Origin of the sequence: Pedobacter punctiformis, from assembly GCF_027213715.1 — a bacterium.
GTDB classification, from domain to species: Bacteria; Bacteroidota; Bacteroidia; order Sphingobacteriales; family Sphingobacteriaceae; genus Pedobacter; species Pedobacter punctiformis.
In genome coordinates, this window is the sequence record NZ_JAPWGM010000006.1 from 242,479 (window position 1) to 259,514 (window position 17,036).

14 protein-coding genes are annotated in these 17,036 nt (G+C 35.9%); 6 read left to right on the forward strand and 8 right to left on the reverse strand.

What is annotated here, in order from left to right; all coding sequences use genetic code 11:
* Nucleotides 1-106: 106 nt before the first annotated feature.
* The 3 genes from O0955_RS16530 to O0955_RS16540 form a co-directional block, all read right to left on the reverse strand.
* Nucleotides 107-2,995 carry a triple tyrosine motif-containing protein gene (locus tag O0955_RS16530; protein ID WP_269428670.1) on the reverse strand — a complete coding sequence of 963 codons (2,889 nt, stop codon included), beginning with the start codon at nt 2,993-2,995 and terminating at the stop codon, nt 107-109.
* A gap of 150 nt (nt 2,996-3,145) precedes the next feature.
* A complete protein-coding gene (gene trhO / locus O0955_RS16535; protein WP_269428671.1) occupies nt 3,146-4,087 on the reverse strand; it encodes an oxygen-dependent tRNA uridine(34) hydroxylase TrhO in 942 nt (313 codons plus the stop codon).
* Nucleotides 4,088-4,198: 111 nt separating this feature from the next.
* Complete coding sequence (locus O0955_RS16540) at nt 4,199-6,646, reverse strand: DUF5686 and carboxypeptidase regulatory-like domain-containing protein (RefSeq protein ID WP_269428672.1); 2,448 nt, start codon at nt 6,644-6,646, stop codon at nt 4,199-4,201.
* A 248-nt stretch (nt 6,647-6,894) separates the two neighbouring features.
* Between O0955_RS16540 and kbl the strand changes: the two genes are divergently transcribed.
* The 4 genes from kbl (at nt 6,895) to O0955_RS16560 (ending at nt 10,259) form a co-directional block, all read left to right on the forward strand.
* Nucleotides 6,895-8,082: a glycine C-acetyltransferase gene (kbl, locus tag O0955_RS16545; RefSeq protein ID WP_269428673.1), complete on the forward strand. Its 1,188-nt coding sequence runs from the start codon at nt 6,895-6,897 to the stop codon at nt 8,080-8,082.
* Between the two features lie 145 nt (nt 8,083-8,227).
* Nucleotides 8,228-9,268, forward strand: a complete 1,041-nt coding sequence (gene pheS / locus O0955_RS16550; RefSeq protein ID WP_269428674.1) for a phenylalanine--tRNA ligase subunit alpha — start codon at nt 8,228-8,230, stop codon at nt 9,266-9,268.
* Nucleotides 9,268-9,681, forward strand: a complete 414-nt coding sequence (locus O0955_RS16555; RefSeq protein ID WP_269428675.1) for a Rieske (2Fe-2S) protein — start codon at nt 9,268-9,270, stop codon at nt 9,679-9,681. The genes pheS and O0955_RS16555 overlap by 1 nt, the downstream gene beginning before the upstream one ends.
* A 2-nt stretch (nt 9,682-9,683) precedes the next feature.
* A complete protein-coding gene (locus O0955_RS16560; RefSeq protein WP_269428676.1) occupies nt 9,684-10,259 on the forward strand; it encodes a TetR/AcrR family transcriptional regulator in 576 nt (191 codons plus the stop codon).
* 43 nt (nt 10,260-10,302) lie between these two features.
* Here the strand turns inward: O0955_RS16560 and O0955_RS16565 are convergent, their stop codons facing one another.
* From O0955_RS16565 to carA, 5 genes are all read right to left on the reverse strand, one after another.
* Complete coding sequence (locus tag O0955_RS16565) at nt 10,303-10,995, reverse strand: XAC2610-related protein (RefSeq protein WP_269428677.1); 693 nt, start codon at nt 10,993-10,995, stop codon at nt 10,303-10,305.
* Nucleotides 10,996-11,083: 88 nt separating this feature from the next.
* Nucleotides 11,084-12,160 carry an ABC transporter permease gene (locus tag O0955_RS16570; RefSeq protein WP_269428678.1) on the reverse strand — a complete coding sequence of 359 codons (1,077 nt, stop codon included), beginning with the start codon at nt 12,158-12,160 and terminating at the stop codon, nt 11,084-11,086.
* Between the two features lie 107 nt (nt 12,161-12,267).
* The gene (locus O0955_RS16575; RefSeq protein WP_269428679.1) at nt 12,268-13,032 is read right to left on the reverse strand and encodes an ABC transporter ATP-binding protein; all 765 of its coding nucleotides are present in this window, start codon (nt 13,030-13,032) and stop codon (nt 12,268-12,270) included.
* Nucleotides 13,033-13,133: 101 nt separating this feature from the next.
* Nucleotides 13,134-13,991 carry a hypothetical protein gene (locus O0955_RS16580; RefSeq protein WP_269428680.1) on the reverse strand — a complete coding sequence of 286 codons (858 nt, stop codon included), beginning with the start codon at nt 13,989-13,991 and terminating at the stop codon, nt 13,134-13,136.
* Between the two features lie 74 nt (nt 13,992-14,065).
* On the reverse strand, nt 14,066-15,178 hold the full coding sequence (gene carA, locus O0955_RS16585; protein ID WP_269428681.1) for a glutamine-hydrolyzing carbamoyl-phosphate synthase small subunit: 1,113 nt from the start codon (nt 15,176-15,178) through the stop codon (nt 14,066-14,068).
* A 334-nt stretch (nt 15,179-15,512) separates the two neighbouring features.
* Here carA and panB point away from each other — a divergent pair, with 334 nt between their 5' ends.
* Both panB and O0955_RS16595 read left to right on the forward strand, forming a co-directional pair.
* Complete coding sequence (gene panB / locus O0955_RS16590; protein ID WP_269428682.1) at nt 15,513-16,328, forward strand: 3-methyl-2-oxobutanoate hydroxymethyltransferase; 816 nt, start codon at nt 15,513-15,515, stop codon at nt 16,326-16,328.
* 19 nt (nt 16,329-16,347) lie between these two features.
* Nucleotides 16,348-17,034: an RluA family pseudouridine synthase gene (locus tag O0955_RS16595; RefSeq protein ID WP_269428683.1), complete on the forward strand. Its 687-nt coding sequence runs from the start codon at nt 16,348-16,350 to the stop codon at nt 17,032-17,034.
* The last annotated feature ends 2 nt before the right edge of the window (nt 17,035-17,036 follow it).

Below are 17,036 nucleotides of genomic sequence, written 5' to 3' on the forward strand. Positions count from 1 at the left end.
AGTTTTTGGAATTACAATGAAATAATTTTAACTATACAAGTGTAAAAAATACACGAAGTATTTTTGTGGGGTTGCAGAAGGTGGTATGAGAGGTAATGATGTAGTATTATAACTCCATTAGAAACTCGGTAAGGTTCTTATCATGGGGTACTTCCAGTTTTTTACGCAACCGGTAACGACGAATTTCTACTCCCCTTAAAGAGATATTAAGTAATGATGACATTTCTTTACTACTCATGTTCATTCTCAAATAAGCACATAATTTCAGGTCATTCGGCACAAGATCGGGGTGTTGTGCTTTTAGCTTTTTAAAGAAACTTTCGTGTGCTTCGTTAAAGCTGTTTTCAAATAAATGCCAGTCGCGTTCGTCATTCATTCCGTCATTAATTACCTTCTGAATTTTTCGGGTTTGATCTTCAGACAGCTTCTTGCCATTTTCGTCTTTTAGCTTGGTTATTTCATCGCTTAACTTTTGCAATAACTCATTTTTGTAAACCAGGGTCATGGCAGAGTTAGCCAGTTCCCTGTTTTTTGAAGCCAGTTCGGCCTGGAGTTTTTCTGTTTGAAGTTTTATTATTTGCTTTTCGTTTGCTTCTGTCTCCTGCCTTATAATTTCATCCTGTTCAGCTTGTAAACGGTCACTAATTTTTTTACTGTCTTTCTCCAGTTTTCGCTCATAAATTTTCTTTCCTAAGATTAAAACAATTGCAAATAGTATAAAATAAAATAGTATGGCCCAATTGCTTAGATACCATGGCCGAAGCACGGAAAATTCAAATGTTGTAATTTCACTGACCGATGAATCGTCTATTTTAGCCCTTACCTTAAACTGGTAATGACCGCTGCTTAAATTGGTGAAGTCTTTTTGTGTTGCATAACTCCAGTCAGACCAATCTTTAGAATAACCCTCTAAAAAGTATTGAAACTTTATCTTGGCTTGCCGGTAGTAGGGCAGAGCGAAAGATATACGGATATTGTTTCGGCTATAGGGAACCTCTGTGGGTTCTCCATTGTTGCCGGTTTCACTAATGGTAAAGTACTTATCCGTAATATCGTCAATTCTTCTGATCAATACTGAAGGAAGTTTGTTCTGTTTTCCACCAACTAAATCCAGTGTTGGGTTGTAAATTACAAATCCATCATCTACACTAATTAAATAGATGGAGTTACTAATACGGCTTATATTTTCGTAATATTGAACCATTCGCCCATCTAAAAGGCTAAACTGATTAGAATCTATTTCAGTTTTTCCCGGTTCAGTAAAGTTTACTAAAGCGGTTTTTCCATGATTTATAAACCAGTATTTCTTCTCGCCGGCATTTATAATTTTATTTGAGGTTGCAAACGAGCCAAGTTTATGGTTTAAAACATCGTACTTGGTAAACTTATTGCTTAACTCGTCATAAGTATAAAAACCTGCATCAGAAGAAAAAACAATCTTGTTCTCCAGGTTAAACATATTGATGTTGTAGTTTCCCGGAAGTCCGTTTTGCTCATCGTAATATTTGGTGCTGGTAACTTTTCTGTAATCGGCACTTAAAGTTACTTTATATAGGCCCTTATAAGCATGACTTACCCATATGTCGCCTTTATTATCCTGTTCTATATATCTTGAGGGTGCATCGAATCCGCTCACTTTGGAAATAAATTTAAAATCAGAACCTGGCGATTTCATAAATAAGGATAAGCCCGTGTAGGTTCCCTGAATAAGATAATTGGGATTAGAGTTCAATTTTTTAATGGTCCAGCCACCACTTATAGTTGATATTTTTTCTATTCTGTCATCTATAATTCTGAATGTGCCGCTATTATGGCCACAAATTAATTGGTTATCAACAATAGAAAGTTCCCAAACCTGACCCTGAGAATTTGGAATCAATCGAAAATTAAAAGGTAAAAGTTCTTTGTTTGTAGACCATTCGCTATAAAATATGCCCTGATTGGTGCCGAGATAAATTTTATTGTTAAAAATAATGCTGGAATAAACAGTACCAAACTGCCCGGTTTTATCAAAATAAAAGTATAGCGGAGAGTTAAGCTCTATACGGTCTATACCATTATCAAGTCCTGTCCAAAGGTTTTGCTCATTATCAGCGTATAAACTTAAAACGGTGTTGTTTTGTAAACCACTTGATTTATTAATCCGGTGCACAATCCGTCCGTCCTCATCAATAATAATTAAGCCATTTAAAATAGTACCGTAAGCATAGTACTTACCCAGTAATCTTACTCCGTTATTGAGCTGATATGTTTTTAGGTAGGCATTTGCGGGTGTATTTAATGGAGTAAAATTCTTGCCATCATAGGTAAATAATCCGTTTTTTACGGTACCGATGATAAAACCACCATTTTTATACGGAAGAATGGATAGAATACCTTCTTTGCCCAATTGTTCACTTAAAGGCACATGAACAAGTTTATTTCCAATAAGCTCAAAAAGGCCTTTTTCCAGTACCTCAACAAAAAATCTGTTATTTACCCTATGAAGAAACAGAAAGGATGAAGGACCCGTAACAATTTCAATTTTATTATTTTTATAGATGTAAATAGTTTTGAAGGATTGAAAAATAACACGGTCTTTTTCTACATAAATCTTCCAGATTTCATCGTTAACACTTTTGCCCTTTGGTAAAAGTGAAATTAAGGAGTTGTAGTTTAATTTATTATTTTTTATTGCCCAGTAACCAAATTCTCCAAAACAACCTGTATAAATTTTGCCATTATTATCAGTTGCTACCGATCGAACAATTTGCCGGTTGGGCATTTGATATTTTTGCCAGTAACGCCCATCAAAAGTAAGCAGGCCTTCGGCATTGCCAAAATACATCACTCCGTTTTGGTCTTTAGTAATGCTCCAGTTTTGGTTTCCGGCTGAATAAACAGATTTAGGAAAATTTTCTATGTAAGGTACGCCGATGCTTTTTATATCAGCAGCGTAAATACTCGTATGGGCACAAATGATAAGCAGAAAAAGACAACGCAGAAGTTTTTGCATGTAATGCTAATTAGGAAAGCCTGTTTAATACACAAAGTAAATAAAAAAATAGGAATTGGTTAATCTGTTCATCAATACAAACAAAAAAGCAGCTGCGGCGTGATTGTTTCACACTGCAGCTGCCTTTTATAAAGAAGCTTAAAATTAAGCTTAAGCTAAAGTAATTTTTCCAACAGGCTGAGGAACTTTTACGTAGTAACCAGTACCATCATACGGGCGTTTACGTGGGTTTGTAGTACATGCTGTTGAGCAGCATCCTTCCAGTTTTTCACCACAATCATCGCATTGTGTAATGTGCTCATTACACTCCGGGTTGGCACAGTTAATCATTTTTGGCGTTGTTTTGCCACAGTTATAGCAAACAGAAACAATTGTAGGATTTACCTCGTTTACATCAACGGCAATGCGGTTATCAAAAACATAACATTTGCCTTCAAAATCTTTTCCGCCTGCTTCTTTTCCGTATTTTATAATGCCGCCATGAAGCTGGTACACATCATTAAAACCGTGGTGCAACAGCAAAGCCGAAGCTTTTTCACATTTGATCCCCCCGGTACAATAGGTTAGGATTTTTTTATCCTTGTATTGTGCCAGTTCGTTTATCTTATCCGGAAAATCACGGAAATTTTCGATATCCAGTGTAACTGCATTTTTAAATTTGCCAAGATTATGCTCGTAATTAGACCTTACATCTAAAATCACTACATCTTCATCATCCTTCATGGCCATAAAATCAACAGGCTCCAAATGTTTACCGGTTTGCTTATTAGGGTTGATAATTGAAGTATCTCTCAAGCCCGAATGCACAATTTCAGATTTATAACGGCAGTGCATTTTTATAAAAGAAGGCTCTTCCACAGCATCAATTTTAAATTCTGTTTTAGCAAACCTTTCATCAGCATGTATTGCTTTCATATAAGCTTCGCAAGCTTCAACAGTACCGGATACGGTGCCATTTAAACCTTCCTCAGCCACAATAATTCTGCCTGTTAAGTCTAAAGATTTACAAAATTTAAGATGATCTGCAGCATATTGTTCTGCATCGGCTATGTAACTATAGCAATAGTAAAGTAGTGTTTGATATTTTTTCATAACGCTGTTGATACCGTTGCAAACGGCGTTTAAAGCAGGGCAAAGATAGTAAAATAAGCTTAAAGCAAAAAGCCCTTAGCTTTAAGATTTAAGCATTCGGAATTAGATTTTTTAAAATCCGTAACTAATCCTAAAACCCTGGGATATTTTCTTGCCACCATCGTAAGCAAAACCATAACTGGCTCTTAATATCAAACGTTGTATGCCAAAATAAAACTCCTTATAATTTCTCTTTTCAGGTGAAGATAAATAACCACCGCCCATAAATTCTTCAAGTTTTAATTTACGCAGTAAAGGAACTTTATTTAAGAAGAAACCTGCAAAATTGTGTTCTACATGTGCTTCAAAATATTGCTTATTGGTGCTGAACTGATAGAATTCAAGGTATTGGAATTTTCTGATGTTAGGTGGGAAAATGGTTGAAATATTACCCGAGAAATGTTTATAATCCGGGTAGTACATTTTATTGTTGTTTAAAAACTTTCCTGCTCCCACTAAAAATGAGGTATAGCCCCAAAGACCTAAACCAATTCTTTCCTGCGAAACTTCTGCTTTTACAAAATCGTAGTCCACGTCGCTTTCTAATACATTTTTAAATCCTTTTTTATACAAAGCTGTAATTTTTGGATATTTTGATTCGGTATAAAACTTGCCATCAGGGCGGCTAATGTATTTCTGCCCAATGGTATAAGTTAAATTTACGGTTGCACTTAAGGTGTTATAAGTTGGGAACAAAGGAGTTTCAACTTCAGGTGAAAAGGGGTTGTTTGAAGTAAATTCTCTATCCTTAGCATCAATAAACTTAAAGTTTGAACTGTTGGTTAAAGTTTTATTTTTGCTGTAATCAATATTTACCGTTCCCTGCAAGCCATTTATCAACTCTCTGGATGTATTGATGTTAATGAAGTTCTTTTCATAAAATTTAGAGAAATTCTTCTCGTAAAAAAGGGAGTTTATAGAGTTCCCTAAAAGCGTCATGGAGCCCAGATTGTTGAGATCGGAAATGCTGTTTCCAAAGGAAGCACCAACACTTGCCCGTTTTAAAGGATTGTAAAAGTAATATCCGGTTAAACTTCCGGTTAGTTTTTGATTGGCAAAACCATATCTAAGCTCAGGTCTGATGCTATAAAAACGGTTATTTTCAAATACTTTGCGGTAAGTAACTCCATACTTGATGCCAAAACCTTCTACTGTGTTGTAAAAGATTGCCCTTAAAACAGGATCGAAACTATAATACTCCTTATCGTAACGATCGTTAATGCTATAGCCATGAAGCAAGAGTTTTAAAATACCGAATTTATTATTTTCTTTTTCCAGTGAATCCAGATAATATTTAGATTCTTTTCGCTTCGCAATACTATCTTTTTTAACATAGTTCAGGCGCTCATCGGCTGTTAACGGAATTGGCCGATTGTTTTTCCAGTATATAGAATCTTTTTTGTTGACCATTTCGGTTACTTTCAAAATCTCTCCGCTAAAGTAATTTTTAGGAAAAACCGGTGCAACGTCATAATTGCTGTAAACCCCTAAGTAATAACCCGAAAATTTGAAACCTAATACATTACCATCAAATTGAAAGTTAATGTTGGTTGGCATGTAAACATCTTTAACCTTAGTAAATTGCTGACTGATATTTAAGGTATCGATAAAATTGATCCCTGCATTTTTGGTCAGGTATAAATCTGTATTGTAAATTCTCCAGCTATCTTCCAAAATGTAAATAATACCTCTGAAAACCGGATCGTTGGTACGGCGTGGAATCACTTCAATTTTATTCACAACTTCGCCATTTTCTCTGGTTTCGCCGAGATATTTGTATTTGTAGTAAAACATGGCATTATCTGCAATTGGCGAAACAAACCCCCTTGCACTTAAAGTGTTTTCCAGTAAGTAATTGTCGTAAAAATTAATAACCAAATCAGATGCTTTATTAAAACTAAAAGCGTTGTTCCGTCCGGCAACTTTTGAAGATATCATTTCTTCATGTACATCATTCGGGCGTCTGAAGCTAAATTTACTTTCAGATTCCGATAAATAAATAATCCCTTTTCTATTGGTATCAAGCTCCAAAACCTTTTGAATATCCTGTCCGAAGAATTTTTTTGGTGCGCCTTTCAAGCGTTGTACACCTTTAATGTATACATCGCAACTAAAAGCATTCACTTCATTTAAATGTGCTTTACGTTGCTTAATGGCTTTACGGATAATTTCATAAGCCGGATCTTCTGCATTACCTTTAATGTTAACGTTATTTAAAGTATAACTTTCAGATGCCAGAATAACATTTAAAACCTGATTTTCTGTTCCATTAACCTCCCGGTCCTGTTGTTTGTAGCCAACTGCTCTAAAACTTAAAGTTTGTTCACCTTTATTTAATTTGATGCTGTATTTGCCATCCACATTTGCTGAAGTACCTTGTGTGGTATTTTTTACATAAACCGAAGCAAAAGCAACAGGTTGTCCGCTTGTATCTTTAATTGTTCCTGTAATGGTAAGGTTTTGTGCAATTGCTACGTGGCCGAGGCCGCAAAGAAGGACGAGTGCGCAGAATCTGATCATAGAGTATTAAGTAGTTAAGCTATAAATATCGAATAAGTTTTTACACTATACATATAGAAGGGTGTTAAAGTTTGTTAATGTATATTATTTTGTAGAGTATTTTAACAGAGCAATGGTTGCATAGCCAACAAAAAATAATTTTTTTGCAACATTTGGGCCAAAAAATTACAAAATCGATAATTGCGGATTATGCATGCTAAAATAGATTTTTTTATAACTTTGGCAGCTAATCAATCATTAAAAAAGCCATGTATAAAACACTACAACCGGTTCTGCAAAAAGAACTTGAAGAGATACAAAACGCAGGATTATTTAAACGCGAAAGAATTATAATTTCCCCACAAGGTGCGGATATTAAAATAAGCAGCGGTGCTGAGGTGATCAATTTTTGTGCAAACAACTATTTAGGCCTTTCTTCGCATCCAAAAGTTATAGAAGCTGCAAAAAAAGCGATAGATGATCACGGTTATGGAATGTCTTCAGTACGTTTTATTTGTGGTACGCAGGATGTACATAAAGAGCTTGAAGCAAAAATATCTAAGTTTTTAGGTACCGAAGATACCATTTTATATGCAGCAGCTTTTGATGCAAACGGTGGTGTTTTTGAACCGTTGTTTAATGCAGAAGATGCGATTATTTCTGACGAATTAAACCATGCTTCAATTATTGATGGGGTTAGACTTTGTAAAGCACAACGTTTCCGTTTTAAAAATGCGGATATGGAAGATCTGGAAAAACAGTTAATTGCAGCGAAAGATTGCAGACACAGAATTATTGTTACCGATGGTGCTTTTTCAATGGATGGTTCTGTTGCGCCATTGGATAAAATCTGTGACTTAGCAGATAAATACGAAGCCCTGGTTATGATTGATGAATCTCACTGTACTGGTTTTATTGGTGCTACAGGTCGTGGTACACACGAACATTTTAATGTGATTGACCGTATCGATATCATTACCGGTACACTTGGTAAGGCTTTAGGCGGTGCATCCGGTGGTTTTACATCCGGTAAAAAAGAAATTATCGATATGTTGCGCCAGCGTTCACGTCCATATTTATTCTCTAATACCCTTGCGCCAGCAATTGCGGGTGCGTCGGTAGCGGTTTTAGATATGTTAAGTGAAACAACTTCTTTAAGAGATAAACTTGAGAATAACACTAAATATTTTCGTGAAAAAATGACTGCGGCTGGATTTGACATTAAGCCAGGTTTTCACCCGATTGTTCCGGTAATGCTTTATGATGCTAAGATTGCTCAAAATTTTGCAGCAAAAATGCTGGAAGAAGGTATTTATGTAATCGGATTTTTCTACCCGGTTGTACCACAAGGAAAAGCCCGTATCCGTGTTCAGTTATCTGCTGCGCATGAGCAACATCATTTAGATAAAGCTATTGCTGCCTTTACCAAAGTGGGTAAAGAATTAGGGGTAATTTAGTTTTAAAAATAAAATAAAAAGAAAAGCTGCGTAATCGCAGCTTTTTTTGTTTCGGGTTCATTTTCTTTTATAATACTAGTGTAAACAGATTTTTTGAACCCGTTAACATTAAAAAAATAAGATAATTTGACGTATATTTGAAGCCATGTTACAGGATAAAATAACACAGTATACCGAAAAAATTAATGCTTTTGTAACTGAAAAAGCAGATGAATTAGAGCAGTTCCGTATAAAATATTTAGGAAGTAAAGGGATCATTAAAGAAGTTTTTGATGACTTTAAGTCTGTTTCCATCGAAGAGAAAAAATCATTGGGTAAGGTTTTAAATGAGTTTAAACAACTTGCCGAATCAAAATATCTGACCTTAAAAGAATCTACGGAGCGTTTAGACCTGAAAACTGAAAACTCTGAACAGGATTTAACTTTACCGGGAGAAGGATTTGAAATTGGTTCCCGCCATCCTTTAGCATTGGTTCGCCGTGAAATTGTGGAAATTTATGCTAAACTTGGTTTTACTGTAGCAGAAGGACCGGAAATTGAAGATGACTGGCATAATTTTTCTGCTTTAAACTTTCCTGAAGAACATCCGGCAAGAGATATGCAGGATACTTTCTTCATTAAAAAAGGTGGAGAAAAAGGCGATATCGCTTTGCGTACACATACTTCATCGGTACAGGTTAGAATGATGGAGCAAGGGCAACCGCCTTTCAGGGCGATTATGCCGGGGCGTGTTTACCGTAACGAAGCCATTTCTGCCAGAGCACATTGTTTTTTTCATCAGATTGAAGGTTTATATGTAGATGAAAATGTGTCGTTCGCTGATTTAAAACAAACCCTGTTTTATTTTGTCCAGGAACTTTACGGGGAAGGTACTAAAGTACGTTTCCGTCCATCATATTTTCCGTTTACTGAACCATCTGCTGAAATGGATATTTCCTGTACCATTTGTAAAGGTGCCGGTTGCCAGTTGTGTAAATACAGTGGCTGGGTAGAAATTTTGGGCTGTGGTATGGTAGATCCGAATGTACTGGAAAACTGTGGCATTGATTCTAAAAAATACAGTGGTTTTGCATTTGGAATGGGAATTGAACGTATTGCAAATTTGAAATATGAAATTAAAGATTTGCGGTTATTCTCTGAAAATGATGCCCGTTTCTTAAAACAATTTAAATCGGCTTTAATATAATGAAGAAGGTAATTTACAGCATATTATTTGCACTTGTTTTGTTTACAAGCTGCGGTAAAGAAGATAATTATATCCCGGAAGTTGCTGTTAATTTTACAACTCAGTTAACCGATCCCCGTTTAAGTGGATTAGTTTCCGGAACGCCAATATTTATAAACGGTTATGGAGTGGCTGGCTTAATTCTTTATCGCTCTAATGGCCGTTATATGGCTTATGATAGATGCAGTACGGTTAATCCACAACAGAAATGTGCGCTGATTAATGATGAATCTCAGGGCATAACCGTTACCGACCCATGTTCTGGTGCTAAATTCCTGCTTTTGGATGGTAGTCCTGCAAAAGCACCGGCTGAAAAATATTTAAAACAATACACGGTAGCGGTAACCTTAAATACAATAACCGTTAGCAATTAAAAATGGAAGCTGAAAAAATAAAGGAAACTGTAAAAAAAGCAGCTAAAGAACTTTTTAGAAAATATGGTTATCATAAAACCAGTGTAAACGAAATTGCGAAAAAAGCACGTATAGCTAAAGCAACTATTTATAAATATTTCGAAAGTAAAGAGCAGGTATTGGATAGTATTTTAATGGATTATCTGGATCAAAACCTGCATGAGATTTTAAATAACAAGATCAGCTACAGTTCAGAAGAAGAGCATTTAAAGGCTTTGGTAATGAAAACAAGCCGTTTATCTTTTACAGCCTGTAATGAATTTATTGGCTGGGATTTTGTTCGTGAAAACGCAAACTCGCAAGAGTTTTTAAAACATTTATCTGATCAGCTGGAAGCTTTGCTATTGGCGGCCTATTTACAGCTCGATAATTTCAAAAATAACCCTGCCCGACGTGAAGGTTTGGCGTTTTTGCTGAAAGCTAGTAAAAGTATTGTATTCTCGTTTGCGTTTACTTCGGTCAGCGACTCTGATGTCCGCAAAAACTTTGTAAGTTTTCAAAAGGAAATTCTTCCTTTTTTAGTTAAAGCTGCACTATAAAATAAAGTTTGATATTGCCATAGAAAGTAATATCAAACTTCAACTAGTTATCTTCTTTGTAATATTCTTTGGTTTTAAATCGTTCGATGGTTCTTTTGGTTTTACCATCAACAAGTTTTTGGGTAATCACGGTTACATAATCTCCAATGCTGGAATCTTCTATTACCGAAGACACTTCTAATAAACCCTTTTTAACGTCTAATCTATAATTGGTGGTTTTATTGTAGCAACAGCCATCTTTTTTATAAACAGATAATTGTTTGCTTTTCCGGTCTATTTTGAACATGCCCGAATTGCTGCTGGCCAATGTTGTTAATTCTTTATCCAATGCAAATTTGTTTTTGCCATCAAAGATGTAAACATCATAGGAAGGATCGTTGTAAGCACTTTTACTGCCATTTCTTATTGCAATATCCTCATTTCCATCAAAGTTAAAATCACCAAATATTAAAGGACTTTGGTATTTGCCTAACTCTACCGTACTTGTTTTAGGATCCTGATTTGTTTTTAAGGAGAAATCCAAATCGTTAGAACGGAATGTCTGAATTTCCTTTCCTGTTATTTTATCAGATAAAATAATCGTTGCCTTGCCACTGCACAAACCATCGATGCAATTTTCTACATTTATTTTAGCCTCATATTTTTCCGAACTGGAATGATCCGCAAGTTTATATTGGGCTATAGCACAGTTGCTTAAAAAAGGTGTTGCGAAAACCAGAAATAATTTCTTCATCATGTTCTGCAAAACTAACTCAATATAACTTGCCAAAAAGTTAAATAAAGTTAATACGCTTTTTTCCCTTTGAGATTTCTAAGCAGAAAAATTATTCCCACTTAAATACTTTCACGGCAACGGCATAAATTCCAATACCCCAGATAATTAAAATTAAGATTTGCTGTTTTACATCCCATAATCCCTGTCCTTCAAAAGCTACTTTACGCATAGCATCATTTAAATAGGTAAGTGGTAAAGCCCTGCTGATGGGTTGCAGCCATGATGGGAAGGCCTCTATTGAAAAGAATGTGCCCGATAACAGAAACTGTGGTAAGGTTACAATATTTGAAATAGGAGGTACCATGCTTTCATTTTTAGCTATACCTGAAATGATAAAGCCAAAGCCCATAAATACAATTACACCCAAAGTAGCCAGTATGAGCATATTGAGGACGGTTAAGGCGCCATGGACCAATGTAAAACCGAAAAAGAAATGCCCAAGTAAAATGATGAATAATGCACCAATTAAGGCAAAACCAATTCTGGCAATACCCTCGCCAATTACAATGCTCGACCGTTTAACGGGTGTGGCAAAAAAACGCTTAATTACAAGAGTTTGGCGCAAACTTAAAAATACAAAAGCGGTACCAAACACACCGGTACTTAAAAGAGAGAAACCCAGCTGGCCTGGTAAAATAAAGTCGATGGTTTTATATTCTCTACCTTCAACTGTACTTTCTTTAATTTCGGCTACCGAAGGTTTAAGTTGTTTATCATAAAAAAGGTTATTCAATACCGATTTTAAAATACCGCCTTTATCTCTGGAAGCGGAAGTATAGGCAACATTTACGGAGTAAGCTACTGAATTTATTTTTCTGTGCACATCAATTACAGCATCTACATTTCCTTTTTCCAGTAGGCGTGTTAAATCTGCTTGTGATTTGTTTTTAACAAGACGAATCATACCGGTTTTCTCCAAAGTTCCGATCACAGGATTGTTTACATCTGAGTTTGGTGCAATACCAACATCGATGTGTGTACCTCCTCCACCTAAAAACCCAAATACCAGAATAAAAATTAGTGGAAAAGCAAGAGTAAAAACCACTGCTGATGGGCTTCGCATAATGGAACGAAAACTGGCCTTTGCAAGGGCTAAAGTTGCTTTTGTATTGCTGTATTGTTTCATTTACTATTTTAATTTAATAGTGGTATGGTTTATACAGGTCTCGTCTTTTATCCCAAACGGACCAAATTGATTGATTTAAAATTTGTTTTTCCAGTAAATCAGGGCATTTATTCCCGCCATTCTTTGCCGGTAAGATGGATAAATACATCTTCCAGGTTGGCCTTTTTTACTTCTTTTTTACGCTCGAAACCGCTGTTAACCAGGTTATCAATAAGCTGATCTGGCGTGTCTAAGGCAATAATTTGTCCCCGCTCTACAAAAGCCACCCGATCACAAAGTTGTTCAGCCTCATCCATATAATGCGTAGTAATAACCACCGTTGTACCATTACTGCGGATATCAGTAATTAAATCCCAAAGATTTCTTCTGGCCTGCGGATCCAAACCGGTAGTCGGTTCATCCAGGAAAATAATTTTAGGCTGGTTAATTAAAGTTGTCGCAATTGAAAAACGTTGTTTTTGGCCCCCGGATAATGCTTTGTACCTGGCTTTAGCTTTATCCTGCAGATTAACTTTTTCAAGCATTTCCATAGGTTTAATATCTGCACCGTAAAGACCAGCAAATAACTCCAGTAATTCTACGAGGTTAAGATTGGGATAATAACCTGCCGCCTGTAATTGTACACCTATAATTTGCTTAATTTCCTGAGCTTGTTTGTCAACGGAGAAACCATCGACAATAATTTCGCCGGATGTTTTATCTCTTAAGGTTTCTATAATTTCTAATGTGGTGGTTTTTCCGGCACCATTTGGGCCTAATAAACCAAAGATTTCATTTTCATAAACCTCAAAACTTAAGTCCTGAACGGCTACAAAATCATCATACTTTTTTACCAGATTATTAACGGTGATAATGGCCTTTTTTGTTTCCATGAGTCTAAATGTAAGCAGCTTTAAATGAATAGAAAATGAATTTCGATATAATCGCAGAAAAATGTCGGTAAAATGATGTTTACAGTAGGTAAAGTCATGTTTTAGTTATTGCTGCGGGTTAAAATAATGATATCCCGGTCAATTGAATCTATTTTGTAGGTGTTTTTTGAACGATTAAATGCCTCGTCAAAAACAATTTTATCCTTTGAAAATTTAAATTTCCCGCTGGTATTTAAGCTGTCGTCAGCAATAGAATAAGATTCCCGGTAAGTTCTGTCATATTCCCTTCTATGCTTCCAGGGATTTTGATATTTGCCTATTTTTTTACCCCTATAGGTTCCATTTGAATGAAGGGATACAAAATAAGTAGTTTTTAAATCATAGGATTCAGCACTCCATGTAGTATCGGGTTTTTTTGCAGATCTGAATTTATAGTCTAACCCATAATCCATTTTTTGCACAAAATCGCGGCTATTCGTTACCGAATTATAAGGCCTGAAATTGGTATTTGTACCATATAAAGTATCGAGATTTTTATTCGCCGCAAATTTCCAATTAGAATAGATGAAATCTTCAACTTTGATAACCTCATTTATTCTTTTGATATAAATTGTATCCAGATTGGCTGTTGCTCCTTTACTTTGCCCGCCACCAAATCTGTGAAAGGCTTCAATGCTATAATTTAAAAAACCTTCTTTTTCAATTTTCTCCATATAATGAAGCGGAGGGGCCTCCATGTAGAACATTTCAGGAATAAAGAACTTATTATATCTGATTTCCTTTAAATAAAACTGACCATTTGCATCAGTCATGGTTTCCCCAACTTTACAGCCAGCAACAGGTTTGTTTTGGTAATCCTGTATAGTCCCTGTAATTGCTGGTCTGGCCAGTCGGGAAATACAAGCACTTAAAAGGCTGACCGAAACGATGAGAAATATAAAAAAGAGTTTTTTGTACATGTTCTAATTTAAATAAAAAAACACTGCCAATAGAAATGGGCAGTGTTTTAATGTTTTAATTGAAGGCCTGAAATTTACCAGGTTAATTCGCCTGTCATTACCTTTACAAAATCATCAAATAAATAACGGGAATCATGCGGACCCGGAGAAGATTCAGGGTGATATTGCACCGAGAATGCCTTTTTACCTTTAACACGAATACCTTCAATAGATTTATCGTTTAAGTTAATATGGGTAATCTCTACTTTATCCGAGTTTCTAACCTCATCAGGAATTACACCAAAACCGTGATTTTGAGAAGTTACCTCGCAATGATTTTTAATTATATTTTTAACCGGGTGGTTTAATCCGCGATGACCGTTAAACATTTTCATGGTTCCAATTTCATTCGCTTCTGCCAATAATTGGTGACCCAGGCAAATTCCGAACATTGGCTTGTTGGCTGCTAAGATTTGTTTTAAAGTTTCAACTGCGTACGGCATAACGGATGGATCGCCGGGGCCATTTGAGATAAAATAACCATCAGGATTCCATTTTTCCATTTCTGCAAAAGTGGTTTTCGCCGGGAAAACCTGAACATATATGTCACGATTTTCGAAGCTGCGTAAAATATTTTTCTTAATACCTAGGTCTAAAGCAGCCACTTTTAAAGCTGCATCAGGGTTTCCATAAAAATATGGCTCTTTGGTACTTACTTTAGATGAAAGTTCTAAGCCTTCCATCGATGGTACTTCAGCAAGTTTATTTTTTAATTCGTCCAAATCTGTAATTTCTGAAGAAATGATGGCATTCATTGCTCCTTTATCTCTGATGTGACGAACTAATGCTCTGGTATCAATGTCAGAAATCGCAACAAGATTATCATTTTGAAAATAATCCTGAATAGATTCTGTCGCTTGCTTACGGCTATAAACAATGTTATAGTTTTTACAAACTAAACCTGCAATTTTTATCGAGCCAGATTCGATTTCATCTTTATGGATACCATAATTACCAATATGAGAATTGGTGGTAACCATTATCTGTCCAAAATAACTTGGATCGGTAAAAATTTCCTGGTAACCTGTCATCCCGGTATTAAAACAGATTTCGCCGGTTGTGGTACCAATTTTTCCGGCAGCTTTGCCGTAAAAAACAGTGCCGTCGGCCAGTAATAAAATCGCAGGTAACTTGGTGTAGTTGGTCATGTTAATTACAATATGGATTTTTGATTAAAAAAGAGTTGAAAAAAGAATGGCTGTCGGCAATAAAGCCGTTTTTGCAGGGGGCAAAAAATGATGAATATATCCCTTCCATTTCGGGGTACAAAGATAGGATTAAAGATCGGTAATGTAAAGAGAAAAATGAAATAGATATAAGATGATGATGATCGCTATTTTGCTCTAAAAGTGATTTCTTATACAGTGGGGCGACTTATATTTTTATATTTAGTAACCTAAAATAAGGCTTTTGTCATATACGTTTTACGATACACCTTTTTAAAGAAAAATATAATACTTTTGACAGCATAAAACAAAACAGATGTCGGTACATAAAGAAATAAAACGCATTACCACGCATATTTTGCAAGAAATGAAACAGCGTGGAGAAAAAATATCTATGCTTACGGCTTACGATTATTCAATGGCAACGATTTTGGATGATGCCGGGCTTGATGTTTTGTTGGTTGGCGATTCTGCCTCAAATGTAATGGCTGGTCATGAAACAACTCTTCCAATTACGCTGGATCAAATGATTTATCATGCTGCATCGGTAATCAGGGCAGTTAAACGTGCTTTTGTAGTGGTAGATTTACCTTTTGGTTCTTATCAGGGCAATTCGAAAGAAGCTTTAAATTCGGCAATCCGTATTATGAAAGAATCTGGCGCCCATGGTGTAAAATTGGAAGGTGGAGAAGAAATTATTGAATCGGTACAGCGCATTATTACTGCAGGTATTCCGGTAATGGGCCACTTGGGTTTAACGCCACAATCTATTTATAAATTTGGAACGTATACCGTACGTGCTAAAGAAGAAGAAGAAGCAAATAAACTTAAAACAGATATTATTGCTTTACAAAATGCTGGTTGTTTCGCTGTTGTTTTAGAAAAAATTCCAGCAGCGCTGGGTAAAGAAGTATCAGAAAGTTTACTGATTCCAACAATTGGTATTGGTGCAGGTCCGCATTGTGATGGACAGGTTTTGGTTGTTAATGATATGATTGGATTAACCAAAGGATTTAAACCACGTTTTTTGCGTCAGTACATTAATTTATATGACGAAATTTTGGGTGCGGCACAATCTTACATCCGTGATGTAAAAGCCAACGATTTTCCGAACGAAAAAGAACAATATTAGTTTCTTCTTAATCTAAATAATGCCAATTACAGATCAAGACATCCTTTTTGAAGATAACCATTTGATAGCCATTAATAAAAGGGCAGGGGATATTGTGCAGGTTGATGAAACGGGTGATGAACCTTTAGATGAACAGGTAAAAAAGTACATTGCAAAAAAATACGACAAACCTAACGGTGCATTTTTGGGTGTTGTTCATCGTTTAGACAGACCGGTTAGCGGTGTGATTTTATTTGCCAAAACAAGTAAGGCGCTGGAGCGTATGAACGCTGCATTTAAAAACCGGGAAGTAAAAAAAACGTACTGGGCCGTAGTTAGAAAAAAACCTGAAAAACCAGCAGGTACTTTAGTACACTGGCTGATTAAAAATCCGCAAAAAAATGTGGTAACTTATTATAATTCAGAAGTGCCTGGAAGCCAGCGGGCAGAATTATCTTATCGCTTAATTACGCCTTTTAATGATTATTACCTTATCGAAGTTGATCCTTTAACCGGGCGCTCTCACCAAATCAGGGTGCAATTATCATCAATGGGCTGTCCAATTGTTGGTGATAACAAATATGGTTACCCTCGCGGGAGCAGAAAAGGGAGTATTTGCCTGCATGCACGCCGGTTACAATTTATACACCCTGTTAAAAAAGAACCTGTAAATATCTTCGCTAAATTGCCTGTTGATGGTTTTTGGGAAAAATTTGAAAACTTTTAAGG

Bases quoted from the DNA above. Each gene is read 5' to 3' on its own strand.
- O0955_RS16560 (WP_269428676.1), top strand. From the start codon at position 9,684: ATGGAAGCTGAAAAAATAAAGGAAACTGTAAAAAAAGCAGCTAAAGAA.
- trhO (WP_269428671.1), bottom strand. From the start codon at position 4,087: ATGAAAAAATATCAAACACTACTTTACTATTGCTATAGTTACATAGCC.
- pheS (WP_269428674.1), top strand. From the start codon at position 8,228: ATGTTACAGGATAAAATAACACAGTATACCGAAAAAATTAATGCTTTT.
- kbl (WP_269428673.1), top strand. From the start codon at position 6,895: ATGTATAAAACACTACAACCGGTTCTGCAAAAAGAACTTGAAGAGATA.
- carA (WP_269428681.1), bottom strand. From the start codon at position 15,178: ATGACCAACTACACCAAGTTACCTGCGATTTTATTACTGGCCGACGGC.
- O0955_RS16595 (WP_269428683.1), top strand. From the start codon at position 16,348: ATGCCAATTACAGATCAAGACATCCTTTTTGAAGATAACCATTTGATA.
- panB (WP_269428682.1), top strand. From the start codon at position 15,513: ATGTCGGTACATAAAGAAATAAAACGCATTACCACGCATATTTTGCAA.
- O0955_RS16570 (WP_269428678.1), bottom strand. From the start codon at position 12,160: ATGAAACAATACAGCAATACAAAAGCAACTTTAGCCCTTGCAAAGGCC.
- O0955_RS16580 (WP_269428680.1), bottom strand. From the start codon at position 13,991: ATGTACAAAAAACTCTTTTTTATATTTCTCATCGTTTCGGTCAGCCTT.
- O0955_RS16565 (WP_269428677.1), bottom strand. From the start codon at position 10,995: ATGATGAAGAAATTATTTCTGGTTTTCGCAACACCTTTTTTAAGCAAC.
- O0955_RS16530 (WP_269428670.1), bottom strand. From the start codon at position 2,995: ATGCAAAAACTTCTGCGTTGTCTTTTTCTGCTTATCATTTGTGCCCAT.
- O0955_RS16555 (WP_269428675.1), top strand. From the start codon at position 9,268: ATGAAGAAGGTAATTTACAGCATATTATTTGCACTTGTTTTGTTTACA.
- O0955_RS16575 (WP_269428679.1), bottom strand. From the start codon at position 13,032: ATGGAAACAAAAAAGGCCATTATCACCGTTAATAATCTGGTAAAAAAG.
- O0955_RS16540 (WP_269428672.1), bottom strand. From the start codon at position 6,646: ATGATCAGATTCTGCGCACTCGTCCTTCTTTGCGGCCTCGGCCACGTA.